The organism is Gammaproteobacteria bacterium (assembly GCA_034522055.1).
Taxonomy (GTDB): Bacteria; Pseudomonadota; Gammaproteobacteria; order JAABTG01; family JAABTG01; genus JAABTG01.
On record JAXHLS010000002.1, the window covers coordinates 3,195,131 to 3,220,689 of the forward strand.

At 63.4% G+C, this 25,559-nt stretch carries 20 protein-coding genes; 16 read left to right on the top strand and 4 right to left on the bottom strand.

The window, feature by feature from the left end:
- Window positions 1–285 precede the first annotated feature (285 nt).
- The 16 genes from U5S82_15505 (at window position 286) to U5S82_15580 (ending at window position 24,251) form a co-directional block, all read left to right on the top strand.
- On the top strand, window positions 286–3,864 hold the full coding sequence (locus U5S82_15505; GenBank protein ID MDZ7753018.1) for a helicase-related protein: 3,579 nt from the start codon (window positions 286–288) through the stop codon (window positions 3,862–3,864).
- Window positions 3,861–8,111 (top strand): ATPase, encoded by a 4,251-nt coding sequence (locus tag U5S82_15510; protein ID MDZ7753019.1) that lies wholly within the window; start codon window positions 3,861–3,863, stop codon window positions 8,109–8,111. Before U5S82_15505 ends, U5S82_15510 begins: the two co-directional genes overlap by 4 nt.
- 209 nt (window positions 8,112–8,320) lie before the next feature.
- Window positions 8,321–8,551 carry a type II toxin-antitoxin system PrlF family antitoxin gene (locus U5S82_15515; protein ID MDZ7753020.1) on the top strand — a complete coding sequence of 77 codons (231 nt, stop codon included), beginning with the start codon at window positions 8,321–8,323 and terminating at the stop codon, window positions 8,549–8,551.
- The gene (locus U5S82_15520; GenBank protein MDZ7753021.1) at window positions 8,541–8,930 is read left to right on the top strand and encodes a type II toxin-antitoxin system PemK/MazF family toxin; all 390 of its coding nucleotides are present in this window, start codon (window positions 8,541–8,543) and stop codon (window positions 8,928–8,930) included. The genes U5S82_15515 and U5S82_15520 overlap by 11 nt, the downstream gene beginning before the upstream one ends.
- Window positions 8,930–10,090 (top strand): AAA family ATPase, encoded by a 1,161-nt coding sequence (locus U5S82_15525; protein MDZ7753022.1) that lies wholly within the window; start codon window positions 8,930–8,932, stop codon window positions 10,088–10,090. The genes U5S82_15520 and U5S82_15525 overlap by 1 nt, the downstream gene beginning before the upstream one ends.
- Before the next feature lie 18 nt (window positions 10,091–10,108).
- The gene (locus tag U5S82_15530) at window positions 10,109–10,699 is read left to right on the top strand and encodes a hypothetical protein (GenBank protein ID MDZ7753023.1); all 591 of its coding nucleotides are present in this window, start codon (window positions 10,109–10,111) and stop codon (window positions 10,697–10,699) included.
- Window positions 10,696–13,779, top strand: coding sequence for a DUF1156 domain-containing protein (locus tag U5S82_15535; GenBank protein ID MDZ7753024.1), 3,084 nt, complete (start codon window positions 10,696–10,698; stop codon window positions 13,777–13,779). The genes U5S82_15530 and U5S82_15535 overlap by 4 nt, the downstream gene beginning before the upstream one ends.
- 30 nt (window positions 13,780–13,809) lie before the next feature.
- Window positions 13,810–14,097 carry a nucleotidyltransferase family protein gene (locus U5S82_15540; GenBank protein MDZ7753025.1) on the top strand — a complete coding sequence of 96 codons (288 nt, stop codon included), beginning with the start codon at window positions 13,810–13,812 and terminating at the stop codon, window positions 14,095–14,097.
- Window positions 14,084–14,425 (top strand): HepT-like ribonuclease domain-containing protein, encoded by a 342-nt coding sequence (locus tag U5S82_15545; GenBank protein MDZ7753026.1) that lies wholly within the window; start codon window positions 14,084–14,086, stop codon window positions 14,423–14,425. Before U5S82_15540 ends, U5S82_15545 begins: the two co-directional genes overlap by 14 nt.
- A gap of 2 nt (window positions 14,426–14,427) precedes the next feature.
- Window positions 14,428–17,763 (top strand): Swt1 family HEPN domain-containing protein, encoded by a 3,336-nt coding sequence (locus U5S82_15550; GenBank protein MDZ7753027.1) that lies wholly within the window; start codon window positions 14,428–14,430, stop codon window positions 17,761–17,763.
- Window positions 17,764–17,844: 81 nt separating this feature from the next.
- Window positions 17,845–19,356, top strand: a complete 1,512-nt coding sequence (locus U5S82_15555) for a hypothetical protein (GenBank protein MDZ7753028.1) — start codon at window positions 17,845–17,847, stop codon at window positions 19,354–19,356.
- Window positions 19,353–22,178 carry a helicase-related protein gene (locus U5S82_15560; GenBank protein ID MDZ7753029.1) on the top strand — a complete coding sequence of 942 codons (2,826 nt, stop codon included), beginning with the start codon at window positions 19,353–19,355 and terminating at the stop codon, window positions 22,176–22,178. The genes U5S82_15555 and U5S82_15560 overlap by 4 nt, the downstream gene beginning before the upstream one ends.
- Before the next feature lie 338 nt (window positions 22,179–22,516).
- Complete coding sequence (locus U5S82_15565; GenBank protein ID MDZ7753030.1) at window positions 22,517–22,666, top strand: hypothetical protein; 150 nt, start codon at window positions 22,517–22,519, stop codon at window positions 22,664–22,666.
- A 54-nt stretch (window positions 22,667–22,720) separates the two neighbouring features.
- Window positions 22,721–23,158 (top strand): antitoxin Xre/MbcA/ParS toxin-binding domain-containing protein, encoded by a 438-nt coding sequence (locus U5S82_15570; protein ID MDZ7753031.1) that lies wholly within the window; start codon window positions 22,721–22,723, stop codon window positions 23,156–23,158.
- Window positions 23,159–23,191: 33 nt separating this feature from the next.
- Window positions 23,192–23,659, top strand: a complete 468-nt coding sequence (locus tag U5S82_15575; GenBank protein ID MDZ7753032.1) for an RES family NAD+ phosphorylase — start codon at window positions 23,192–23,194, stop codon at window positions 23,657–23,659.
- Window positions 23,660–24,041: 382 nt separating this feature from the next.
- A complete protein-coding gene (locus tag U5S82_15580) occupies window positions 24,042–24,251 on the top strand; it encodes a carbon storage regulator (GenBank protein MDZ7753033.1) in 210 nt (69 codons plus the stop codon).
- Here the strand turns inward: U5S82_15580 and U5S82_15585 are convergent.
- From U5S82_15585 to U5S82_15600, 4 genes are all read right to left on the bottom strand, one after another.
- Window positions 24,221–24,568, bottom strand: a complete 348-nt coding sequence (locus U5S82_15585; protein MDZ7753034.1) for a type II toxin-antitoxin system PemK/MazF family toxin — start codon at window positions 24,566–24,568, stop codon at window positions 24,221–24,223. The genes U5S82_15580 and U5S82_15585 overlap by 31 nt on opposite strands.
- A 5-nt stretch (window positions 24,569–24,573) precedes the next feature.
- Window positions 24,574–24,807, bottom strand: coding sequence for a ribbon-helix-helix protein, CopG family (locus tag U5S82_15590; GenBank protein MDZ7753035.1), 234 nt, complete (start codon window positions 24,805–24,807; stop codon window positions 24,574–24,576).
- A 237-nt stretch (window positions 24,808–25,044) separates the two neighbouring features.
- Complete coding sequence (locus tag U5S82_15595) at window positions 25,045–25,239, bottom strand: transcriptional regulator (GenBank protein ID MDZ7753036.1); 195 nt, start codon at window positions 25,237–25,239, stop codon at window positions 25,045–25,047.
- Between the two features lie 114 nt (window positions 25,240–25,353).
- Complete coding sequence (locus U5S82_15600) at window positions 25,354–25,542, bottom strand: hypothetical protein (protein ID MDZ7753037.1); 189 nt, start codon at window positions 25,540–25,542, stop codon at window positions 25,354–25,356.
- Window positions 25,543–25,559: the final 17 nt, after the last annotated feature.

The window sequence follows — 25,559 nt, forward strand, 5'->3', positions numbered from 1 at the left end:
GCGACCCAGCTCGCCCATAAGGTCAGCAAGCGCTATATGCACGGCCCCAACGCCAGCACCGTGAACCGCCGCGGGGTCGAGGAGCTGGCCCGCCACGTGATCGAGACGATTGAAAAGAAATCGGTGAAAAGAGAGTGAATCAACATAACTACAGGAAATATAAAACACTTTCCGTGTCGGGCCTTTCTGGGCTGACGCAGAACGGTTATGCTTCACCAGCTGTACAGCCCCCTTCAGGGGGTTAGCCGGAATGGCATTTTGGCAATATAACCAACAAGGATCGTCATGAGTCGCCTCGAAGACCTCAAGCCTAATGCCGCGGTCCGCGGGATCCTGCCGGACTGCTCGGTGAACATCGTCAGCGTCCAGTGGTTCGGCTCGGATGCGGTCGAGATCACTTACAAGGATCCCTCTGGGCAGCTCGGGAACGAGTTGCTTTACCGCGATGCCGAGCCCAGGCTTAACGTCGTAGAGGAGGGGCGCCCCTGGAGCTTCGACGGGGACGGCCACCTCTTCCGCCTGGTTTCCGAGGCGCATCGCATCCGCCTCGCCCACCTGTTCGATCCTGTGCTGGCCGTCCACACCTCGCTGGTGGACCCGCTGCCCCACCAGATCACTGGCGTATACGAGTCCATGCTGCCCAGGCAGCCTCTGCGCTTCCTTCTGGCGGATGATCCCGGAGCCGGCAAAACCATCATGGCAGGCCTCCTCATCAAAGAGCTTATTGTCAGAGGCGACTTGCAGCGCTGTCTGGTGGTGTGTCCCGGCAGCTTGGCCGAGCAATGGCAGGACGAGCTCTATCGACGCTTCCAGTTGCCCTTCGAGATTCTGACCAACGATGGGCTGGAGGCCGCTCGAACAGGAAACTGGTTCTTGGAACACAACCTGGTCATCGCGCGCTTGGACAAGCTCTCGCGCAACGAGAGTGTCCAGGAAAAGCTCAAGGCGCCAGAGTGCCGCTGGGACTTGGTGGTCTGCGACGAGGCCCACAAGTTTTCCGCCACCTTCTTCGGCGGCGAGGTCAAGTACACCAAGCGCTACAGGCTGGGCCAGCTTCTCAGTACGCTGACCCGCCACTTCCTGCTGATGACGGCCACGCCCCACAATGGAAAGGAAGAAGACTTCCAGCTCTTCATGGCCCTGCTGGACGGGGATCGGTTCGAGGGCCGCTTCCGGGACGGCGTGCATAAGGCGGACGTCTCGGACCTCATGCGGCGCATGGTGAAAGAGGATCTCCTCAAGTTCGACGGCCGCCCCCTGTTCCCGGAGCGCGTCGCCTACACGGTCCCCTACAAGCTCTCCGATGCCGAGGCTCGGCTCTACCGGGAGGTCACCGACTATGTGCGCGAGGAGTTCAACCGAGCCGAAGCGCTCCAGAATGATAAGCGGGCCGGCACGGTGGGATTCGCGCTTACTATCCTGCAACGCCGCCTGGCGTCGTCGCCAGAGGCCATTTATCAATCCCTGCGCCGGCGCCGGGAACGGCTCGAGAAACGGCTGCGGGAAGTCCAGCTCCTGCATCGTGGTGGTGCCGTAGATGTCTACGACGCCGCTGGGCCCACGCTCGATAACGAAGACATCGACGACCTCGAGGATGCGCCGGACAGTGAAGTTGAGGCCACCGAAGAGGCGGTCCTCGATCAGGCTACTGCGTCCCGAACCATTGACGAACTGAAGGCCGAGATCGAGATCCTCAAGGGGCTTGAATCCCTGGCGCAGAAAGTGCGGCACGGTGGGGAAGACAAGAAATGGCGCGAGCTGGCCAGCCTCTTGGGCGAGGTTTTCACGCCGGAGGCCATTGCCGGCGGGATTGCGGAGGATCATCCCGGATACCGGGAAGGCTCCATTCCACCGCCGAAGGCATCACCCAACCAGAAACTGGTGCTGTTCACCGAGCATCGGGACACGCTGAGCTATCTGCAGCAGCGCGTGAGCACGCTGCTAGGCAAGGCCGAAGCCGTAGTCGTCATTCACGGTGGCATGGGCCGGGAGGAAAGGATTAAGGCCCAAGAGGCCTTCCGCCATGATCCGGAGGTGCGGATGTTGGTGGCGACCGATGCGGCAGGGGAGGGCATCAACCTCCAACGGGCCCACCTGATGGTGAACTACGACCTCCCCTGGAATCCCAATCGCCTGGAGCAGCGCTTCGGGCGCATCCACCGTATCGGCCAGACCGAGGTATGCCATCTATGGAACCTCGTGGCCGAGGAGACCCGCGAAGGGGACGTCTACCACCGGCTGCTGGAAAAGTTGGAGCAGGCGCGGGAAGCCCTGGGCGGCCAGGTCTTCGACGTATTGGGAAAGGTGCAGTTCGAGGGCCGTCCCCTGCGTGAGCTGCTGATCGAGGCCATTCGCTACGGGGACCTGCCGGAAGTCCGCGCCAAGCTGGACAAAGCCATCGCCGACGCGGTTGATAAACAGCATATCCAGACCCTCCTGGAGGAGCGTGCCCTGGCGCAGGATGCCATGGACGCCAGCAGGGTCGCCCGGGTGCGTGAAGAGATGGAGCGCGCGGAGGCCCGCCGCCTGCAACCCCATTACATCGAATCCTTTTTCCTGGAGGCATTCGGCCAGCTGGGTGGCTCGGTGCGCCAGCGTGAGCCGCGCCGTTACGAGATAAAGCACGTGCCTGCGCCTGTACGCAACCGCGATCGACTCATCGGTGTAGGAGAGCCGGTGCTGGCCCGCTACGAGCGCATCGCCTTCGAGAAGGATCTCATGGCGCCGCAGGGCCAGGCCCTCGCAGCCTTCGTCTGCCCTGGCCATCCGCTCCTCGATGCCACCCTGGACCTCACCCTGGAGCGCAACCGCGATCTGCTGAAGCGGGGCACGGTGTTGGTGGATGATGGCGACATGGGGACGTCCCCGCGGATGCTTTGCTATCTGGAACACGCAGTACGGGATGCGCGCACGACCCAGAGTGGTGAACGCCGAACCGTATCGCGAAAGATGCTGTACGTGGAGATGGATAGCGAGGGGAATGCTCGCCACCTGCATTACGCGCCTTACCTGGACTACCGTCCCCTGAGGCCGGATGAGCCGGGCATCGCGGAGCTCCTGGCCCATCCTGCGCTGGAGAGTATCGGACGGGATCTGGAGCAGAAAGCCGCCGCTCACGCCATTGCTCAGGTGGTCCCCGCGCACGTAAAGGAAGTGAAAGACCGGCGGTTGGGTCTGGTGGAAAAGACACGCGCCGCCGTAAAAGACCGACTGACCAAGGAGATCGGCTACTGGGACCACCGGGCCGAAGAGCTGAGGCTCCAGGAGCAGTCCGGGCGGGTTAATGCGCGGCTCAACTCCCAGGAAGCCCGGCGGCGTGCCGACGAGCTGCAGGCACGCCTGCAGAAGCGTCTGGCAGAACTCGATCTGGAGAACCAGATCTCTGCCGCGCCACCAGTCGCCTTAGGCGGCCTCGTCGTCGTGCCCGCCGGCCTGCTTGCGAAGATGGGCGGCCGGCCGCTGCCCCACAAGGCCAATGTCGCGGACACCCAGGCCGCCGCGGCACGGGCGCGGGAGATCGTGATGGAGACCGAGCGAGGGCTCGGCTTCGAGCCCGTCGACCGTGAGTTCGAAAGGCTCGGTTACGATATCGAGAGCCGTATTCCGAACACCGGCGAGCTGCGGTTCATCGAGGTCAAAGGCAGGGTTTCAGGCGCCGACACTATCACGGTCACCAAGAACGAGATCCTCTACTCCCTCAACAAGCCCGACCACTACATTCTGGCAATCGTCGAGTTCCGGGACGCCGAGAGCCACCGAGTCCACTATGTTCGTCGACCCTTTGGTCGGGAACCGGATTTCGGGGTGACCAGTGTGAACTACAGCTTCTCCGAGCTGATTGAGCGTGCTGAGCCACCGAGATGAGCCGTCGGCCCAGCTATTTCGATCACATCCGCGCCAACGCTGCACGGCGCTGGGAGCAGCTTGAGCAGGATCCTGAGTTAGCAGGGCCCTGGCATCAGCTTTTTAAGCAGGTACAGAGTCCCAGGCATATTCTTTCCGAGCTTCTACAAAATGCAGATGATGCTGGTGCCACTGAGGCTCGTGTATGGGTGGCCGACGGTACGTTCAGCTTTGAGCACAACGGGGAGGATTTCACGGACGAACACTTCGCATCCCTTTGTCGTTTTGGCTATTCCAACAAAAGGGCCCTACATACTATCGGTTTTCGCGGGATTGGATTCAAGAGTACCTTCAGTCTCGGTGATCCTGTTGAACTCTTCACACCCACACTCGCCGTTGCATTCCATCGCCGCCGTTTTACGGAACCTGTCTGGCTGGAGAATGCTCGAGAAACAAATGGCTGGACTGTGATCCGCGTCAAGATCGGAGATCGACATCGTCAAAAGGAGGTTGAGAACAATCTAAAGGAATGGATGAAGAGTCCACTGTCGCTGTTGTTCTTTCGGACTGTTCGTCGGCTACAGGTGGGAGAAAAGGCAGTCCACTGGCGTAGCTTGGGGCCAGGCCCTTTGCTTGAAAGTGAATGGATGTTGCTGAACGACGAGAGCCAGGATCCATACCTGCTGGTAAGGTCATCTCCGGAGCCATTCCCCGACGAACCACTGACCGAGATACGTCAGGAGCGCATGATCGCGGTAGAGGATGAGACAGATTTTCCTCCCTGTAAGATTGAACTCGTAATGGGTGCGCCGGGCCGCCTTTACGTGGTCCTCCCCACAGGTGTCGAGACAGAGTTGCCGTTTGCCTGCAATGCCCCTTTCATACAGGATCCCGCACGGCTAAAGATCAAGGACCCCGAGACGTCACCGACAAACCGATGGCTTCTGGAGCGTACGGGACAGGTTGCGGCATCCGCAATGCTGAAATGGCTCGGTGCGACGGGGTTGGAGGTATCCGAAAGAGCGCCCGCCTATGGATTGTTTCCAGATGTAGATCGCGATGACGATTCCCTCGAGGGTGTCTGTGGCACTGTTTGTGAAGAAGCCTTCGGTTCTGCATTAGATGAGAAGGACTTTCTACTCACAGATGATGGACGACTCGTGCCTGAGAAGCAGAGTGTGATCCTGGCAGATACGCTGCTGGACGTATGGGGAGCGGAAGAAACTACCAAGCTCTTGGATGGACAGGCAAGGCCGCCCTTGTGTCGCCATATCGACCCGGCCCATCGGAGGAAGTTGGTTCAGTGGCGTCTGGTCGACGAGATCACCGAAACGAATGTGTTGAACACCCTGCAGGAGAAGCACCTTCCTCGCCCCGGGTCGTGGCCACAGCTGCTTCAGTTGTGGACATATCTGGCGCCCGGGCTCTTGCATTTGCGATATTTCGGAAAACCTGAAGATGTTCGTATCGTCCCTGTCCACGGAAAGAAGGTTCTTTACTCCGCCAGTGAAACCGTGCGCCTCGGTGAGAAGAGGTTACTTCAGTCGGAGTCGGACTGGGAACTGTTGGCCGAGCATCTCCTCTTCCTGAACCAGAACTGGTTACGGTTTCTTTCAGAGCACCGGCGCTTGGGTGGCGATAAGCAGTCTTCGGAAAACAAAGCTGTAGAGGATGCGACAGGCGTCCTTGAAAAGATAGGGCTCGGTGGCGCCAGTGATGTGGACAAGGTGGTGAATCAGGTGGCGGTGCAGTTCTTTGCTCCCGGGGAGTCACTTGATATTGGGACCTGCGTCCAGCTTGCCCAAATTGCCGCGAAGCTCAATGCGCGCTTGACTGAAGAATTTCATTTCGTCACCCGCGACAGGAAACTGCGACCAGCGTACGAGAATGTTGTTTATGACCAAGACGGCACTCTGGAGAATCTTCTTCCGGTATCAGCTCGAGACGCGCAGCTAATTCATCAGCATTACAGCCAAACGTATGTGTCTTGCTCGCCTGAGGAGTGGCGATCTTGGATTACTTCAGGGCGGGCGCTGTTACTCACACTGCCTGCCATCAATCAGGTTAGCCGAGAGATTCGCGGTAGGGAAAAAATTAAGCAGGAGGCGCGACGGAGAGGTTATGAGGGAGCCTTGTCATTTCACTACGTGACCCATCAGTTCCGGGCTATTGATTGGGATTTCAATGAGTCTTACTGGCAACACTGGGAAGAACTTGCGAACTCAGATGAGTACGTCTGGGTTAACTTGGTTGAGCGAATTCTGACCCAGCCGGAGAGCTACTGGTCGCGTGCATTGAGCGCGCGATTGCTACAGGTGGCCACGACAGGAAGTACACGCACGTTGACTGCCGATTCCATACCTGCCACGTGGATAATCCGACTGCAGAAGCTTCCTTGCCTGCCAGATACGCGGGGCTTTGCCCACAGGCCTGGGGATCTTTTGATGCGCACGCCGGAGACAGAGGCCCTGATGGACGTGGAGCTTTTTGTTCACGGGCGGCTGGACCGTGAAGTCACTCGACCCCTGCTGGAGCTGCTTGGCGTAGGTTCTACGCCCACCGGCCCCGAAGGTCTCCTCAGTCGCCTTCGTGCATTGGCGCAAGCAGAGAATCCACCAATCCGAGAAGTTGAGAGGTGGTGCGGGCGCCTCGACCAACTGGCAGACAACTGTTCCACCGCCGAGCTTTCAGCCATCAAGGAAGCATTTCAGACGGAAAGACTCGTTCTCGCCCAAGACGGTGCATGGGTGACTTCGCTAGCGGTCGCGCTGCCGGCGGAAAACGTAGAAGCCCCCGAATCCTTGCTTATTAATTCAACGCTAAGCGACTTGACCCTTTGGCGCAAAGTTGGCGTTGCCGAGCGGCCGACGGCGGAACTCACCATTCAATGGCTGATGACCCTTCCGTCAGGCCTTGAGCTATCACAGAAGGATGCGCAACGGGTAAGAGAACTCACGGTACGCCATCCGGTGCGAGTCTGGGAAGAATGCGTCCACTGGATCAATCTTGCAAACGAGTGGGTACCGCTGCAAAGGCTCTCGTACTCATTGAGAATGCAGCATCTTATTCCCTGGCGTCATCTTCACAAGTGGGTAAAGCAGAAGACGGCAGATTTCCAATTCCTGTCGGCGGCGGTGGTCGATAGCAGTGGTTTTTCGAACTTGACGCCTTTGGCCCATTGCATAGAAGAACGCTTTGAGCAGGAGCCCGACGTGGCGATGGTCAAGCCGACGAGGAATTGGATGCGTGCGCTTGGGGAGGAGTTGGGTCGAGTCGAGCTGGATGACCAAGAAGAGACGGTGCGAGTTCGCCGTTGCGCCGACGCACTGGCGAGAACCAAGTGGGTGGAATGCCCCGCCATCAAGATCATTCCATATATTGAAGGTACCCCGGCTGGCACTCCGCAGCAAGCGGACGTCGTCTGGCGTGACATCGCCTTGTATACCGAACCGCTGTCCCAGGCGAAGCTTGCTAGGCGTGTGCCGGATGTCATTGGCAAAGTCTTCGGGCGAACAGACATCAAGGCGGCCCTCGACTACGGTTTTGAAAGGTCCATAGAAGATGTCCGTGCCTACATGGAGGCAAATTTTTTCTTATCTCCCGTCAGCATTGCGTGCGAGCCAGGGCAGAACGGTGAACGCACTGAAAACTCTGCTGAAGGCGACAGCCTCCAATATGCTATGGGGCAGGTGGATACGCCGGTAGCGTCGTCGCCGACAAACGCGGAACAGGTTTTTGCGACGAGCAACGGCGTCCAGGCCGACGTTGTAGAGGTTGGTGAAGATGAGTCTACGGACGAGCCCGCTATTGAAGAAGCGCTCGAGGATGAGCCCGCTCTCGATGAGTTTGGCGTTTCAAAATCCCCACCGAAAACGGACAGGAAGCCAGCCCAGCCCGATATCGTGGAGCGATTCGCCAAGTCGTTAGGCTTCCGGAAGGATAGCGATGCCCGTTTCTACGGCGAAGATGGTAGCTGGATAGCGAGAGCAAAGGATGCGCTTTTTCCGTGGGTACACCACGACGCTTGTGGCGAGCTCCTGAAATACTATTGGGCGAAAGACCACTGCCTGGAGCGCACACCTTTGGAGATAAAAGCCGAGATCTGGAGCTTGGTGGAGCAGCACCCTGATAGTTACGCCCTGATCCTGGCGGATACCGACGGTGCGCCCAAGGAGCTAACCGGAGAGCATTTGCGCATGATGACGAACATGGGCGAAGTGGTTCTTTATCCTGCAACCTACCGGGTCGTCCTTGCTGGGACCGGGTGAGATGAGCAACCTAGTAGATATACGCAGCTCAGGCGATTTACCGTCCCATAGCTCGAGTTGCTGGCGCGGGCAGCATCTCGGCGTTGGCCTGCAGGGGCGGTGCACTCTCCGAATGACCATCGACAGCGGGCGAAGCCTGGATTGGTGGACGGGACTCGCTGGCTCAATTATTGTAAGGAAGTAATGCATTCCTTACGAGAGGCCTTGAGATGACCAAAGTCGCCAAGATCACCGCCAAGGGCCAGACCACCATCCCCCGTGTGGTCCGCTCCGCCCTCCACGTGGAGCCGGGTGACCTCATCGCCTGGGAAGTACAGGATGATGGCACGGTCACCGTGCGGCGGGTGCAGCCGGCGGACCTGGAGTACCTGCAGGCGGTGGAGGGCACCTTGTCCGAGTGGTCGGGGCCGGAGGACGAGGAGGCCTACCGTGAGCTTTGAGCGCTTCACCATCGTCAAGGTCCCCTTTCCGTTCTCGGACCGTAATGCCCGGAAGAACCGGCCGGCGCTGGTGCTCTCCGCCGCGGAGCCTTTCAACATTCCGGCGGCTCACTCCGTCATGGCCATGATTACGTCCGCCGCCAACGCGCCCTGGCCGCTGGACTGCGAGCTTGAGGACCTGGAGGCGGCGGGTCTTCCCGCGCCCTCCAAGGTGCGCTTCAAGTTGTTCACCCTGGATCACCGCCTCGTGCGGGACCGGCTGGGGCAGCTTGGGCCCAGGGACCGCCGTACCGTGGAGGCCGGGCTGGCCAGCCTGTTCGGACAAACCCTGTCACGTAAGCAGACGGACAAGCGTCGTGGCACTACAGGACCATCCTGATGGGTGAAGAAAAGGGCAAGCCCGCCTACGTCAGCCGGCTGCACCTCAAGAACTGGCAAAACTTCCGCGAGGTCGACGTGGCGCTCCAGCGGCGTTGCTTCCTGGTGGGCCCGAACGCCAGCGGTAAGTCAAACCTCCTTGGCAGCCTGCGGTTCCTGCATGACCTGACCGCCGTCGGGGGTGGCTTGCAGGAGGCGGTTTCCCGGCGCCATGGTGTCTCTGCCTTGCGTTGCCTTGCGGCGCGCAAGTACAGCGATATCGAAATACAGGCCGATCTCCGCAATGAGCAAATTGATACGGTCTGGCAATACCACCTGGTGTTCACCCAGGACAACCGGCGGCGCCCCATCATCAGGAAGGAGGTCGTGAGCCGCGATGGGGACGTGCTGCTCACGCGGCCCGATCCGGATGACGACGCTGATCCCGAGCGCCTCACCCAGACCTACCTGGAGCAAGTCAATGCCAACCGGGCCTTCCGGGAGGTGGCGGAGTTTTTCTCCTCCGTCAGGTATCTACACCTGGTGCCCCAACTCGTGCGCGAGCCCGACCGGTCCGTGGGGAGGGTGCGCGACCCGTATGGCGGGGATTTCCTCGAGCAGCTCGCCGCCGCGCCGGAAAAGACGCGGTCGGCCCGCCTGCGAAAGATCCGTGAAGCGCTCAAGGTTGCCGTACCCCAGCTCAGCGAGCTGGAACTCTCGCGGGACGCCCGGGGCACGCCCCACCTCAGGGGTCGCTATGAGCACTGGCGTCCCCAGGGCGCATGGCAGCAGGAGGACCAGTTCTCCGACGGTACCCTGCGGCTCCTTGGTCTGCTGTGGTCGCTACTGGACGGCGGTGGCCCGTTGCTCCTGGAAGAGCCGGAACTCTCACTTCACCCCGAGGTGGTCAAGGTCATCCCGCGGATGTTTCAACGAGTGCAGCAGAAGGCACACCGTCAGGTGCTGGTGAGCACTCATTCGGACGACCTGCTGGCGGACGAGGGCATCGGGTTGGACGAGGTGATCCTCCTGGAGCCCAGCCCGGAGGGAACGAAGGCGAGATCCGCTGCGGGCCTCGCCGACGTGGAAGCGTTGTTGAGCGGGGGCGTGAGTCTCGGCGAGGCCGTGCTTCCCAAGACCCGTCCCGGAAGCGTGGCCCAGCTGGCCCTCTTTGATCGTTGAGCAATGAGTGTTCGAGCAGTGGTCGAGGGACCGATCGACGAGGCCGTGATGGCGGTCCTGGTGGCTGCGGCAGGAGGGGTGTTGACGGAGATTTATAAGAAGAACGGGAAGCCGGCGGTGCGCAAGGGGATCAGGGGCTACGACCAGGCGGCCCGCACCACCGGCACGCCCTGGGTCGTGCTGCTGGACCTGGACCGGGACGCAGACTGTGCCGTGCCCTTTTGCCGCGAGCTGTTGTGCGACCCGGCACCGACCCTCTGCCTGCGGGTGGCGGTCCGCGCCGTGGAGGCTTGGTTGCTGGCGGATGCCGAGCGGCTGGCCGGCTGGTTCAGGGTCAGCCCCGGTCGCATCCCGCCGGACCCCGAGGCCCTGCCGGATCCCAAGCGTGCCTTTGTTGACCTGTGCCGGAGGTCGCGGAGCAGCAGGATCAAGGCCGCCATGGTTCCCCGGCCGGGCAGCGGTCGGGCGGTGGGCGCGGGCTATACCAACGAGGTCATCGACTTCGTCACCGATCCGCAGGACGGCTGGCGCCCCGGCGTGGCGGCTGGCCGGGCGGACAGCCTTCGCAGGGCATTCGGATGCATAGGACGACTGGTACATAACCCATGAAGACCCGCAAGAAGCTCATAGAGGTGGCCCTGCCGCTGGACGCGATCAACGTGGCCAGTGCGCGGGAGAAGTCCATCCGCCACGGGCACCCGTCCACATTGCACCTGTGGTGGGCGCGGCGGCCGCTGGCGGCGGCGCGGGCGGTGATCTTCGCCCAGATGGTGGACGACCCCTCGGAGTATGTGGACGTGCTGCTCTCGGACCCGGCAAAGAAGCGGGCGGCCCAGCGGCTGTTGAAGACGCGCCTGGCGGAGCACGATGCGAAGCGCGCGCTCTCGGAGGAGGACGCTGCGGCCGAGCCCGTGCCCACCCTTGAAGAGGTCATCGCCGAGCTGGAGCGAGACCGGCTGTTCGGGATCATCGAGGAGTTGGTGAAGTGGGAGAATACCACCAACGAGGTGGTGCTCCAGCGAGCCCGTGCCGAGATCTGGCAGAGTTGGCGCCGTACCTGCGCCGACAACGCGGGCCACCCGCGGGCCGCGGAGCTGTTCGACCGCAACAAGCTGCCCGCTTTCCACGATCCTTTCGCCGGCGGCGGCGCCCTGCCCCTGGAGGCCCAGCGCCTGGGGCTGGAGGCCCATGCCTCGGACCTCAACCCGGTGGCGGTGCTCATCAACAAGGCCATGATCGAGATCCCTCCCAAGTTCGCCGGGATGCCGCCCGTCCATCCCGATGATGGAGCCCTCGCCCCCCCAAGGGGGAGCAGGAAGGGTAAGGGAGCGATGTTCCAACGGGAATGGAAGGGGGCCCAGGGCCTCGCCGAGGATGTGCGCTACTACGGCCGGTGGATGCGGGACGAGGCAGAAAAGCGCATCGGCCATTTGTACCCGCCCATCGAGGTCACAGCGAAGATGGCGAAGGAACGGCCGGACCTGAAGAAGTACGTGGGCCGCAAGCTCACCGTCATCGCCTGGTTGTGGGCGCGCACGGTGAAGAGCCCGAACCCCGCCTTTCGGGATGTGGACGTGCCGCTCGCGTCTACCTTTATGCTTTCCACCAAGAAGGGTAAAGAGGCGTATGTGGAGCCCGTGGTGGGCAGTGGTTACCGATTCAACGTCGAGGTGGGTAAGCCCGCGGACGCCGAAACGGCGAAGCGAGGGACTGGTGCTGGTAAGCGCCATGCTTTTCGTTGCCTGATGTCGGATGTGCCGATTTCCTACGATTACATTCGGTCCGAGGGCAAAGCCGGGCATATGGGGGCGCGGTTGATGGCAATCGTGGCCGAGGGTGATCGCGGACGCGTCTATCTGGCGCCCACGCGGGAGCATGAGTCTTTAGCACGCGAAGCCAAGCCGGAATGGATACCGGATATGGTGTTGCCTGATAACCCCAGGGACTTCAAGACTCCGAACTATGGTCTGAAGACCTACGGCGATCTCTTCACCCCTCGCCAACTCGTGGCACTGGACACCTTCTCCGACCTGGTGCAGGAGGCTCGGGAGCGGGTGCGGCGTGATGCTGGGGAGGCGGGCGAGGAGTGGAGAAAAGTGAGCAATGAGTCCGATCCGCTCACTACTCACTCCTCCGAACTAACTTATTTAGCCGACGGTGGCAGTGGCGCCACGGCCTATGCTGACGCCTTGGCCGCGATGCTGGCATTCACCGTTTCGCGACTTGCTGATCGTTGTTCCAATATCTGTTCCTGGGACCTCCGCGACGGGCAAGGACGAAAGCCCGGAATTCGGAATGTCTTTTCACGGCAGGCAATCCCTATGGCATGGGACTATGCAGAGGCCAACCCTCTCTCCGAGATTGCGGCCAGCCTCGCGAGCGCGATTTCGAGGGTCTCCGATGTCCTGGAACGTTTGCCGGTCTTCGGCGCAGGCTGTGCTGCGCTTGCAGACGCAGCAGCGCAGAACGTAAGTGATGGCAAAATCGTTTCTACCGATCCACCCTATTACGACAATATCGGCTACGCCGACCTCTCAGACTTCTTCTACGTGTGGTTGCGCCGTTCCCTGAAGTCTGTATTCCCTGGCCTGTTCTCTACCCTGGCCGTGCCTAAGGCCGAGGAGTTGGTGGCTACCCCCTACCGCCACGGCACGAAGGACAAGGCCGAGGCATTCTTCCTCGACGGCATGTCCCGGGCCATGCATCGCTTGGCCCAGCAGGCACACCCAGCCTTTCCCGTCACTATCTACTACGCCTTCAAGCAGTCGGAACGGAAGGGCGACGCGGGGACGTCGTCCACCGGCTGGGAGACCTTTCTCGATGCGGTGATTCGTGCTGGTTTTGGGGTTAGTGGAACGTGGCCCATGCGCACAGAACTGGGCAATCGGATGATTGGCTCGGGCACCAACGCCCTGGCCTCCAGCATCATCCTCGTCTGCCGCCCGCGCCTGGAGAATGCCCCCACTGCAACACGGCGAGAATTCCTCACCGCCCTCAAGATGGAACTCCCCGCGGCCTTGAAACATCTTCAGCGTGGCAACATCGCCCCTGTGGACCTGGCCCAAGCGGCTATCGGGCCGGGGATGGGGGTCTACACCCACTTCGAGAAGGTCATCGACGCCTCGGGCAAGCCGGTGTCGGTGCGGGAGGCCCTGGCCCTCATCAACCAGGTGCTGGACGAGGCCCTGGCGGAGCAGGAAGGCGACTTCGATGCGGACTCGCGCTGGGCCCTGGCGTGGTTCGAGCAGAGCGGGTTCGCGGCAGGGGAGTTCGGTGTCGCCGACGTGCTGGCGCGGGCCAAGAACACCAGCGTCGCCGGCATGGTGGAGGCGGGCTTCCTGGCCTCGAAGGCGGGCAAGGTGCGGTTGCTGCGGCCCGTCGAGTTGCCGGAGGACTGGGACCCGGCCACCGATCCGCGTCTGACGGTGTGGGAGATGGTCCATCACCTCATCCGTGTGCTGGAGGCCGGCGGCGAGAGTGCCGCAGCGGGGCTGGCAGCCAAGCTGGGTGCCAAGGCCGAGGTGGCCCGGGAGCTGGCCTACCGCCTCTACACCCTGTGCGAGCGCAAGAAGCGCGCCCCGGAGGCCCTGGCCTACAATGCACTGGTCCAGAGTTGGCCCGAGATCCTGCGCCTGGCGCGGGAGAGCGGCGAGGCGCAGGACCCGGGGGCACAGGCGGAACTGCTGTAACGGAGGGTAACGATGCACCCGAGTCTGAATATGGACGCCAAAAGACTGACTCAGTTCTGCCGGGCCTACCGCGTTCGCCGCCTGTCTCTATTCGGATCCCAACTGAGGGGAGCCGCCCGGCCGGACAGCGACATCGACCTGCTGGTGGAGTTCGAGCCCGCGGCCCGGCCGACTTTCCTCGATTTGGCCCAGATGGAAATGGAGCTTTCCGAGGCCATGGGCGGGCGCAAGGTGGACTTGCGCACGCCGCGGGATCTGAGCCGCCATTTCCGCGACGAGGTGGTGCGTACGGCCGAGGTGCAGTATGTCGCCGAATGACCGATACCGCCTCCGGCACATGGCGGAGGCGGCCGAGGCGGCGCTGCAATTCGTCCAGGGTCGCAGGCGCGAGGATCTGGACCATGATCGGCAGCTCGTCATGGCCCTCACCCGGGCCGTCGAGATCGTGGGTGAGGCGGCGACGCAAGTGAGCGCGGCGGGGCGGACCGAGCTGCCGGACATCCCCTGGGCGCAGATCACCGGCATGCGTAACCGCCTGGTGCACGCCTATTTCGACGTCGACCTGGACATTCTGTGGGATACCGTAGAACTCGCGCTGCCGCCACTCCTGGCGAAATTGCAGCGCGCCCTAAAGGACAATCAGTAATCATGGCCATATCCAACCACGAACGCGTCGGCAAGGCGCTGGACCTTCTGAGAACGGGGCTCGGGCCCTTCGTGGAGCGCGAGATCAAGAGCGCGCTGGAGAGGGGCCACGGCGTCGCGGTCATGCGGGGCTTCATGGAAGACCCCATGGCGAAGGACAAGCCGGTGAGCCAGTGGGACACGGCGCTGCTTCTCAAGGCCATGTGGGAGTCCTGGAACGAGGTGTTCCGGCAAATCCTGGGGCCGGCGGAGCGCAGCCTGGTGGGTGAGCTGCGGGGCTACCGCAACCGCTGGGCCCACCAGGAGACCTTCTCGGGTGACGATGCGGACCGCGCGCTGGACTCCAGCGAGCGTCTGCTCGCCGCCGTGTCCGCGCCTGAGGCCGAGGAGGTCAAGAAGATGAAGATGGAGCTCAGGCGGCTCATCTTCGACGAACAGGTGCGCAGTGAGCGGCGCAAGTCATCCGGCTCGGCCATCGAGAGCGCGGCAGCAGGTGCGCTGAAGCCCTGGCGGGAGGTCATCGCCCCTCACAGGGACGTGGCCAGCGGCCGCTACCAGCAGGCGGAGTTCGCCGCCGATCTGTGGCAGGTGCATTTGGGCGAGGGCACGGACGAGTACCGGGACCCGGTGGAGTTCTTCCGCCGCACGTACCTTACAGAGAGCCTCAGGAGCCTGCTGGTAGGGGCCGTGCAGCGTATCACGGGGCAGGGCGGCGACCCGGTGGTGCAGCTTCAGACCAACTTCGGCGGCGGCAAGACCCATTCCATGCTCGCCCTTTACCACCTGTTCTCGGGCACGCCCGCCAAGGACCTAGTGGGTATCGAGGCGGTGCTGGAGGAGGCGGCCGTGGAGACCCTGCCCACGGTAAAGCCCGTGGTGCTCGTGGGCAACAAGATCTCGCCCGGAAACCCGGCCACCAAGCCGGACGGTACGGTCATCCACACCCTGTGGGGGGAGCTGGCGTGGCAGCTCGGAGGACAGCAGGCCTACGAGCGCGTCCGCCACGACGACGAGCGAGCCACCAGCCCGGGTGACGTGATCCGGGAACTCTTCAAGGCGTACGGCCCGTGCCTGGTGCTGGTGGACGAGTGGGTGGCCTACGCCCGTCAGCTCCACGATGACAGCGATCTGCCGGCGGGTGGGTTCGAGACCCAGTTCAGCTTTGCCCAGGTGCTCACCGAGTCGGCCAAACTGGCGGGCAACTGCCTGCTGGTCATCAGCCTGCCGGCCTCGGACGTGGCGGGCTCGTCGCCCCACGCCCAGGCGGACGACGTGGAGGTGGGCGGGGCCCGCGGGCGGGAGGCCCTGGATCGCCTGCGCAACGTGGTGGGTCGGGTGGAGTCCTCCTGGCGCCCGGCGAGCGCCGAGGAGGGCTTCGAGATCGTGCGGCGGCGCCTGTTCGAGCCCCTGGTCGATCCGGCCCACTTCAAGGACCGTGACGTGGTGGCGCGGGCCTTCGCGGATCTGTACCGCACCCAGCACCAGGAGTTTCCCGCGGAATGCCGCGACTCGGACTACGAGAAGCGGATCCGTGCCGCCTACCCCATCCATCCCGAGGTATTCGACCGGCTCTACACCGAGTGGTCGACCCTGGTGAAGTTCCAGCGCACCCGCGGCGTGCTGCGCCTCATGGCCGCGGTCATCCACAGCCTGTGGGAGAAGGGAGACCGCAACCCCCTCATCATGCCGGCGAACATCCCCATCGACGATCGGCGGGTGCAGTCCGAGCTGACCCGCTATCTGTCCGACAACTGGGTGCCCATCATCGAGAAGGACGTGGATGGCCCCAGCTCCCTCCCCATGGAAATCGATGGCCACCATTCGAACCTGGGCAAGTATGCCGCCTGCCGCCGGGTGGCCCGGACCATCTACATGGGCTCGGCCCCCACCCCCAGCGTCGCCAACCGAGGGCTGGAGGATCGCCGGGTAAAGCTGGGCTGCGTCATGCCCGGCGAGTCGCCGGCAATCTTCGGCGATGCCCTGCGCCGCCTGGCCGGGGCGGCCACCTACCTGTACCAGGACGGCCCGCGCTACTGGTATTCCACCCAGCCCACCGTGACCAAGCTGGCGGAGGACCGTGCCGAGCAGCTCAAGCGCGACCCGGACAAGGTGATTCACGAGCTGGAACAGCGCCTGCGCAAGGACCTGGCAACCCGTGGAGACTTCCCGCGTATCCACCCCTTGCCGGCGACCAGCAGCGACGTGCCCGACGATCTCGACGCCCGGCTGGTGGTGCTGGGCATCGACCAGCCCTACAGCAAGGAGGCCGGCAACGCCGCCGTGACCGCCGCCAAGGGGATCCTTGAGAGCCGGGGAACGACACCACGCCTGTACCGCAACACGCTGGTTTTCCTCGCGGCCGACAAGTCGCGCTATCAGGATCTGGACGATGCCCTGCGACGGTACGTGGCCTGGGATTCGATCCTGGCCGAGAAGGACACCCTGGACCTGTCGCCACACCAGGTAAAGCAGGCGGAGACCCAGAAGGGGGCGGTGGACGGCGCCGTGGTGGCGCGCCTGCCCGAGACCTACCAGTGGCTGCTGGTACCGGTGCAGGAGACGCCACAGGCGGCGATAGAGTGGCTGCCGATACGCCTCAGCGGTCGGGATGCCCTGGCCGTGCGGGCGAGCAGGAAGCTGAAGAGCGAGGAGCTGCTGATCGCCCAACTCGCGGGTACCCGCCTGCGCATGGAGTTGGACCGCGTGCCCCTGTGGCGTGGTGACCATGTCTCCGTCCATCAACTGGTGGAGGATTTCGCGCGCTACCTGTACCTGCCACGGTTGCAGGGGCCCCACGTTTTGGCCGAGGCGGTTCAGGACGGTGTGAAACTCCTTACCTGGCCCCAGGACACTTTCGCATACGCCGACAGCCATGACGAAGCCGCACAGCGCTATCGCGGGCTGCGTGGCGGCCAGCTGGTATCCGTGGACGAGGACTCCAACGGCCTGCTGGTGCTGCCGGAGGTCGCTCAGGGGCAGCTGCGCGAAGAGGAAGGTGGCGCCAGGCCGGATCTGAAGCCGTCCCCCGGAGGGCCGGACGGTGGTGACACCGGGAAGGCCGGGGGAGACACATCGGAAGACGATGAGCACCAGGCACCGGCGCGGCCTACCCGCTTCCACGGCACCGTGGATCTATCCCCAGAGCGCGCAGGCCGGGATGCCGGACGTATCGCGGAGGAGGTCATCGCCCATCTGTCGGGCGTGGTGGGTACCGAGGTGACGGTGACCCTGGAGATCGAGGCGCACATCCCCGACGGCGCCTCTGAGCAGCTGGTGCGCACAGTCATCGAGAATGCCCGAACCCTTAAGTTCAAGAGCCAGGGATTTGAGACGGAGTAGACGCGCTGAGGCCCGGCCATTGGCCGGACCGTCGCCGTCCGACCTACGGATGGACCGGCCCACTCGGGAGGCTGTGGACAGATGACAAGAGTGGATGCAGGACAGGAAACCGCCGCGGTTTGCACTGCGGCTCATGAGCTGGTGGAAAAGGGCCGGGCGTTGGAGGCCGCGGAGCTTCTGGGCCGCGCGCTCGCTACCAGCCCGGGCGAGCCGCGCCTGCTGCGCTGGCTCGGCCGCGCCTACCTGGCGGCCGGCCTGCCGGAGCTCGCCGCCCGGTACTTGGAGGAAGCGCTGCAGGGAATGAAGGGCGGGACTGCGCCGGCGCATGTGACTGCGCCGGAATCGGAGCAACCACACGACCCCTATCTTCGGCTCATCGAGCAGGAGGACCAACAGATCCGCGCCAGGCGACGGTTCTTCGGCGCCGCGGAGCTGGAGGAGGATCCTCCCGCTGCCAGTCCGGGCACGGACTCTTCAGGAGAGCCTGCGCGGCACCTGCCGGCGACACCGCTTCCACTGCCCGCGAGGACGCCGAGCTTCTCGTCAATTATGGGCAAGGAACGGAAGTCACGCCCGCCCTCCACGGTCGTTCCCTTCCAGGGAGAGCTGGACCTCACCGCGGGCATTTCCGCGGGCCCCGGCTCCGATGACACCGACCAGTTGGACCTTATCGAGGAAACGATCGATCACTCGGCTGTGGAGGACCTGCTTGCATGGGAGCCTGCGACGGACGACGCCGGCGGTGCGGCGGAGGCCATGGATGAGCTTTCCGAAGAAGACGAGGATCTGACGGAAACAGCCGATTCACTGGCGGGTGGTGCGGTCGATGTGGACGAGGACTGGGCCGACTTTGCCCTCGCCGGTGCCGATCCCGAGGAGGCACCGACACGGGAAGAAGTGCTCGCGGAGGTGCGGACCGGCGGACGGCTGAGCCGGGCGGAGCGTGCGCGCCAGGTGGCCATCAAGGTCGGGCTTCGGTTTGACTGGGACGAGGAAGACATCGAGCTCCTGACCGAAGTGTTCACCCTACACTGGTGGAGCGCCGCGCGGGTCGCCATGGAACGGGAGCTCACGGCCGGCATGACGCCCGCGGAGCTGTGGGGTGCTTTACAGTGCCGGGAGATCTGGCGCTCCCGCCCCGCGTTCGCCACGGACTTGGGCTACCGCTACTCGTGGCTCGGCCAGATGACGGGTACGGCATGGCCCATCTACCGGAATCTCGACTGGCCCACTGCGCTGGCGCTGGTTCGTGCCTTCGGCGGCGACATCGAGCCCGCCGAGGTTGCCACCTTCCTTGATGATCTGTATGACCGTTGGTATAGCGAGAACGCGAAGACGGGTATGGCCGATTCCTTCTATAAGTACCTGCAGTCCCACGTCGGGCGAAGCCGTGGCAGCCTGCGGGACTGGCCTGGCTGGTCATTCGAGCAACCGGAATGGGACCCGTGGAATGAGGCTGGCGGCGGCCAGACTGGCTACTCGACCCGAGAGTACCGTTGGCTTGCAGAGAACAACCTCATTCCCGACCTTCTGAGTTCCTCCCTCCCTCTCTCGGCCATGCGCTTCCCCGACGACATAGGAGGGGACGAATGACGCTCGCACCGCCCTTGTCATTGGTAGTTGGGGCATGGGTGGTGCACCGTAGCACCGAAAAGCTCGGCAGAGTCGTGGCGCAGGGTGACGGGACGGGACCACAGACGGTGCAGGTGGAGTGGAACCATGATCGTCGCCGCGAGTGGATCGACATCCACAAGTTGAGATGCGGCTTTCGGCTCCGCATGCATGTCCAGGACGTTCCGCGCTCCCGTGTCCGGCGGTCCCTCGGGGAGGGTGTCGTGGTCGAGACGCGGATCCTCGGCGGGCGGGAACAGGTGCTGGTTGAGTTCCCCTGGCGCGGCGAGCGCCTCTGGCTGCCGTGGGAGAACCTGCGACAGGTCAACGCGGTCAAGCATCGCTTCTTGATCCCCCAGCCGGGCCAGACAGGCGATGCCGAGGCCTTCCGGCTACGGAACCTGGCCCACGCCCTGGAGATGTGGAACGAGAATACGGGCTCACTATCCCATCTCGACATCGATCCGCTGCCTCACCAGATCCACTTGGTCCACCACATCCTGGCCTCCGGCAACCTGAACTGGCTTATCGCTGACGACGTGGGGTTGGGCAAGACCATCGAGGTGGGCATGCTGCTGGCGGCCCTGAGGCAGCGCGGACAGTTCCGCCGCATCCTGCTGGTGACCCCTGCCGGTCTGACTCGCCAGTGGCAGGACGAGCTGCGCATAAAGTTCGGTATGGACGAGTTCCAGATCCATGGTCGCGATTTCGAAATACACGATCCTGGACACTGGAAACTCCATGATTGCGTTATCGGCTCCATCGACCGCTTGAAGATGGTTGACCACCGGGAGTCGTTGCTGCAGGCGGAGCCGTGGGACCTCATCGTATTCGACGAGGCCCACCGCTTGTCGCGGCGACAATGGGGCAGCAAGCTGGAGGCAGCGGAGCGCTACAAGCTGGCGGGCGCGCTGCGGCACCGGACAGACTCATTGCTGCTATTGAGTGCTACGCCCCATCAGGGGATGCAAGACAAGTTTCAGGCCCTTCTGGAGTTGTTGCGCCCGGAATGGCGGCGAGAGATTACGGCACTGCAGCTCAATCCGGAAATCTTGCGCGAAATGATTATCCGCAATCACAAGGCGGACGTGACGGACTCGGAAGGTAACTTCATCTTCAAGGGCAAAACCACGAGCGCTGTCCGGGTACCCGTGGCGAAAGATGCGAAGGAGTTCGACCGCCAACTCGGTGACTACATCCGGCGCGGCTACGCGGCAAGCGAGCGCTTGGGTCGCAAGGGCAACGCCATCGGCTTCGTCATGACCATCTACCGCAAGCTAGCCGCCTCCAGCGCGGCCGCGATCCATCAAGCACTGGGCCGGCGCATGGAGCGGCTGCGGCTGGAGCAGGTCGTCCACACGGCTCTGCCGAGTGATGAAGAGCCCGATGAGCGTTACCTGGGGGAGTGGGAGGAGACTTTCGAGGCCTCGGACAAAGAGTTCTTCGAGGGTGAAATTGCCCTGCTGGAGGAACTCATACAGGCTGCGGAGACCTTGCTGCGCAACGATCTCAAGCTAAAGGCCTTCATTGATGAGCTTCTCGCCACCGTCCTGGCCGAGGACGGTAAAAGGAAGGTGGTGGTATTCACGGAGTACAGGGCCACCCAGGCCTATATCGCCAACACCCTGGAGAGACATTTCGGGCCGGGCGCGGCGGAGCTGTTGCACGGCAGTCTCTCAACAGACGAGCGCCGCGAGGCCATCTCCCGCTTCGAGGACGCGGCCCAATTTCTGGTCTCCACTGAGGCAGGCGGTGAAGGTATAAACCTTCACCGTCGCTGCCACGTGATGGTGAATTACGACCTACCCTGGAACCCCATGCGCCTCGTTCAGCGAATCGGGCGCCTCTATCGCTACGGTCAACAGCACCGCGTCATCGTGTTCAACATCCATTCACCGCAGACGCTGGATGGCAAGATCATGGACCACATGTACACTCGTATACTCCAGGTGGTCCAGGACATGTCGGTACTGGGCAGGGAGTTCAACGAAAAGCTGGCGGACGACATCCTCGGGGAGCTGGCAGATCTACTGGATGTGGAGAGCATCCTGGAAGAGGCGGCGGACGCTACGGAGCCCCGTACCCTGGACCGGTTGGAGGAGGCGCTGGCGCGCGCCAGAGGGGCAGTAGAGAAGCAGCGCGAGCTGTTCCAGCACGTGCGGGGTTTCGACCCCGATGAGCTTCGCTACGAGCTGCGGATCACAAGTGCCCACGTGGAGACCTTCGCCGCGGGCATGCTGACGCAGCTCGGAGCAGAGGTCCGCAAGTCCCATGGCGAACTGCTGTGGGAGGTGAGGCTTCCCGAGTCTTTGCTGAATGATCTGCCGGGAACGCGCCCCCGTTGGCGGGTGACTCCGGACAGGGTGTGGGCTACCAATCGCCGCGATGTGGAGGCGCTCGACATGTCCTCGCCGTTGATGCGCCTACTGCTCCAACGCGCTCGCAGCTACGACTTCGGCGGGCAGGTGGCGGCCCTGGAGGGGATGGAAGGTAGTGCCGTGCTCACTGCCATCCTGCGCTGGCAGAACGAGCAGGGCAGGCGCATGCGCCAGGAGTTCTTCGCGGCCCGGGTCCTGGATGATGGAACGGTGGAAGAGAACGCTGACGCCTTCAGCCGCTGGCTGTTGTCCCCTGCCTCCGGCGGTACCATGCTACCCGAGGGGGAGACGGCCAAGACCTGGCTGAAGGCCGCTCGTAACGCAGCTGAGCTGCGATTGGGCCGGCTGAGCAATAAAGACCTTCACCCCGAGAGCCGGCAGTGGCTGAGCGGAGGGTGGCTGACACCGACATCAGGCACAGATTAGTCAGATCGAACACGTCAACGCCACCGCCGAGCGCTTTCTGGGCGCCGGCCCGCCGGTCATCTTGGTGGAAGAAGGAGCTGGTTGGCGATTTCCGCGATGCCGGGCGGGTGTGGCAGCCGAGCGGCGAGCCCGGGACGGCGCTGGTCCACGATTTCGTGGGGACGTGCCGGGCAAGGTGATCCCCCTACGGCGTCTATGCCATGGGCCGCAAGGTATATCCACCGTCCTAGGCGCTGTTCATCACGCCTGATGTCCTGCCGGAGGCCCTGGAGCGGACGCCGCTGAACAGTTGGGCCGATCCCATCGGTGCTCTGCAGCCGCGCTTCGACTAGGTACGCATGGCCACCGCCAGTTTAGTGGAGCGCAGGGTCACTCCGGTGCAGCTACCCAAGCGGGTGCTCCACGACGAGGCCGAGTTGGCGGCCTGGCTGGCGGAGGCCCGCCGCCTCGTGGCGGCCCAGCTCGCCGAGGGGCCGGCGATGCTGTAGTCTTTCGGACACTTGTCTTTTATTATATAGACATCTGTCCAACAAGGATTCGACATGCTTGAACAGCACACCATCGAAGTGATGGGCGGGCCGAGGAACCTCGGCGGCGCCGTCCGCAACCAGATAGAGTTGGCCGAGCGCATCATCCAGGGCCTGCCCCGCAGCGCCGCGCTGGCGGTGCGCCGCCGCCTCGGCCTCACCGAGGAGGAGTTGGCCGCGGGACTGGGTGTCAGCGCCAAGACCCTGCAACGCCAGGCCAGGGACGCCGCGGCCCGCCTCAAGCCGGCCCAGAGCGATCGCCTCTACCGCCTGGCCCGGGTGGCGGCCTTCGCCGAGGAGGTCTTGGAGGATCACGAGCGGGCCCACCGCTGGCTGCGGGAGCCCCAGCGGGGGTTGGGCAACCGGGCCCCCCTCGAACTCCTCAGTAGCGAAGCGGGGGCGAGGGAGGTGGAAGATCTGCTGGGACGCATCGAGTATGGCGTCTTCAGCTAGGCCCCAGCCCCCTGCGCCCGGCGGATACTGTGCATGACCGTCCGCGCCTGGCGTCTGGTGAAGGCAGCCCATGGGGCCACTGCCTTCGACGGTGAAGGGGCCCGGCGCTATGGCGGCCGCTGGAATGCCCGCAACACGCCCATGGTCTACCTGGGCGGCACCCTGTCCCTGGCGGCGCTCGAGGTCTTCGTCCACCTCACCGCCGATGATGCACGCCTGCGGTTCGTGGCCATGGCCGTGGACATCCCGGATGAAGTGACCACCGAGGATCTGGACCCCAAGGCGTTGCCCCGGGACTGGCGTAGCGAGCCACCCCCGGCGGCCTGCCAGGCCCTGGGCACGGCCTGGGCCGAAAAGGGAGAATCGGCGGTGCTGCGGGTGCCGTCCGTCATCGTGCCGGCGGAATGGAACGTGCTGCTGAACCCACGGCACCCCGATTTCCGGCACATTCGGACGGGCGACCCCGAGCCCTTCGGCTTCGACACGAGGATGTGGAAGTAGGAGGCTGTGCTTCGGCTATTGCGGTACAGAAGCGGGCGGAGCAGCCTGTGATGAGTCACGAAAGGGAGCGTAACGATGCCGCAGAGCGAACGCCATTACCAAGGACCGTTATGGCCATACCGTTGCCGACATCTACGCGGGCGACGAGTGGATCAACCGGGAGCTTGTTGAGGAGGTTCCCACCTGGGTCTACCGGAAATACGCCAAACCGCCGTATCGAGGGCCGCTCCTCGAGACGGAGGCCGCCCGAGGGCTGTGGGAGGGCTCCAGGCCCGTCCCGCCATGGGAATGGCGCCGGAAGTAGCGGCCGCCATAACCAGAGCAACCCACCAGCCAAGGAGGCAACCATGCTTATACCCCCCGCGTAGGGGGAGCCCCGCGCATCAACGACAACATCACCGTGATCGTGCTCGGGGTGAAGACGAATCAGGTGCGTATTGGGGTGGAGGCACCCCGGGACGTCCAGGTGTATCGGGAGGAGATTTACCAGCGAATACAGGCAGGCGGATCGTGGCTGGTGCCCCGGCGCGCCAATCACCCGCTTGAGGCTTTGCGGCTGGCTCAGTCGAGCCCCATCACAATACACCAGTAGGTTTCCACCTCGGCCAGTTCCCGCTCGGTCAGGACGCTCAGTATCGGGTCCATGAAACGACGGTTGTCGATGGTTCTCGTCTGATCCAGCATGATGTCCGAATCGGCATCGAGGGCATCACGCGCTTTCAGGCGGTAACGCAGCGGCGCGGCGTCGTCGAGTAACTGCGTCGTCAGGGGCAGTACCGTCGTGCTGGGATGTCCGGCTTCGTTCAGCAGATCGCTCTGCATGACAAGGCAGGGGCGGATCTTGCCTGGCTCGGTGCCCTTCGAAGGATTGAAATTGGCCAGATAGATCGCACCGCGCTTGACGGGCATGCCCGTTACAGCCCGTCAGCGCTGGCGGCGTCGAAATCGTCGGCGGCCTGCTCGGCCTGGGCGCGTGTCTTCACGGAAGCATCGCGCAACTGCCGTCGCAGCGCCTCGCGCTCCAGCTCGCGCTGGTAACGGCGTACCGCGTCGCGGATCACGCCGCTGCGCGTGGTCTTTGTGCGCCGCGCGAGCCGCGTGAGCAGCGCATCGAACTCCCGGTCGGCCCGGACAGTGATCGTCTTCATTGTATGTACACCCGTAGTACGGTTTGCAGTATATGGGGCGGGACACCGCCGGGCAACCGCGTCCTGCCGCGAGTTGGTGCGCAATCTGAACAGAACAAGTTAGAGAACGACTTGAGATCGGCGCGAATCGGGAGAGAGAGGCATTCCAACTAGACACGATCTGGACACGATGCCTTAGTAACCTGTTGAAATACAGCAAAACACCGGGGGTTCGAACCCCCCGATGCGTTCCTGGTGTCACGTGCGTTCGTCGGCGCCCAAGCCAAGCAGTGATGCAATGGCTGCATCTGCCTCGTCTTCTGGCGTTACATTCTTCTGCCCGAGCTTCTTCGGCTTCGGCAGTTTCCCGTCCCGGCGCATGCGCCAGAGGGTCATGCTGGAGCATCCGCCGAGTTTCTCGCGCAGCTGTCGGTCGGTAAGTAGTCGGTGCATGGTATGTCTCCCGTCAGAACTTGATATGGACGGGTACGATGCTAGGTCCGTGGCTGTAGGGTGTCGGCAGAAAACCCCGTCAACCGGGTGCGCGGTTTTCCGCAGGGCGGGTAATCAGGGGGCTCGGCGAGCCTCGGCGACCTGCTTGAGCAGGTGGCGGCCCCAACGCTCGAGCGCGCGTCGCCGCTCCTTGCGGTACTCGGCCCGGTTGTAGACACCGGCGCCCCCCCGTTTGGCGGCGCCGGTGACATGGTTGACGATGGCTTCGACGACGTGGGGCCAGATACCGAGGTCGTCGTTCATGCCGGTGACGACGATGC

Bases quoted from the DNA above. Each gene is read 5' to 3' on its own strand.
- U5S82_15505 (MDZ7753018.1), top strand. From the start codon at position 286: ATGAGTCGCCTCGAAGACCTCAAGCCTAATGCCGCGGTCCGCGGGATC.
- U5S82_15590 (MDZ7753035.1), bottom strand. From the start codon at position 24,807: ATGAAGACGATCACTGTCCGGGCCGACCGGGAGTTCGATGCGCTGCTC.
- U5S82_15560 (MDZ7753029.1), top strand. From the start codon at position 19,353: ATGACGCTCGCACCGCCCTTGTCATTGGTAGTTGGGGCATGGGTGGTG.
- U5S82_15600 (MDZ7753037.1), bottom strand. From the start codon at position 25,542: ATGAACGACGACCTCGGTATCTGGCCCCACGTCGTCGAAGCCATCGTC.
- U5S82_15515 (MDZ7753020.1), top strand. From the start codon at position 8,321: ATGACCAAAGTCGCCAAGATCACCGCCAAGGGCCAGACCACCATCCCC.
- U5S82_15595 (MDZ7753036.1), bottom strand. From the start codon at position 25,239: ATGCACCGACTACTTACCGACCGACAGCTGCGCGAGAAACTCGGCGGA.
- U5S82_15575 (MDZ7753032.1), top strand. From the start codon at position 23,192: ATGACCGTCCGCGCCTGGCGTCTGGTGAAGGCAGCCCATGGGGCCACT.
- U5S82_15555 (MDZ7753028.1), top strand. From the start codon at position 17,845: ATGACAAGAGTGGATGCAGGACAGGAAACCGCCGCGGTTTGCACTGCG.
- U5S82_15585 (MDZ7753034.1), bottom strand. From the start codon at position 24,568: ATGCCCGTCAAGCGCGGTGCGATCTATCTGGCCAATTTCAATCCTTCG.
- U5S82_15550 (MDZ7753027.1), top strand. From the start codon at position 14,428: ATGGCCATATCCAACCACGAACGCGTCGGCAAGGCGCTGGACCTTCTG.
- U5S82_15570 (MDZ7753031.1), top strand. From the start codon at position 22,721: ATGCTTGAACAGCACACCATCGAAGTGATGGGCGGGCCGAGGAACCTC.
- U5S82_15565 (MDZ7753030.1), top strand. From the start codon at position 22,517: ATGGCCACCGCCAGTTTAGTGGAGCGCAGGGTCACTCCGGTGCAGCTA.
- U5S82_15525 (MDZ7753022.1), top strand. From the start codon at position 8,930: ATGGGTGAAGAAAAGGGCAAGCCCGCCTACGTCAGCCGGCTGCACCTC.
- U5S82_15535 (MDZ7753024.1), top strand. From the start codon at position 10,696: ATGAAGACCCGCAAGAAGCTCATAGAGGTGGCCCTGCCGCTGGACGCG.
- U5S82_15540 (MDZ7753025.1), top strand. From the start codon at position 13,810: ATGGACGCCAAAAGACTGACTCAGTTCTGCCGGGCCTACCGCGTTCGC.
- U5S82_15510 (MDZ7753019.1), top strand. From the start codon at position 3,861: ATGAGCCGTCGGCCCAGCTATTTCGATCACATCCGCGCCAACGCTGCA.
- U5S82_15545 (MDZ7753026.1), top strand. From the start codon at position 14,084: ATGTCGCCGAATGACCGATACCGCCTCCGGCACATGGCGGAGGCGGCC.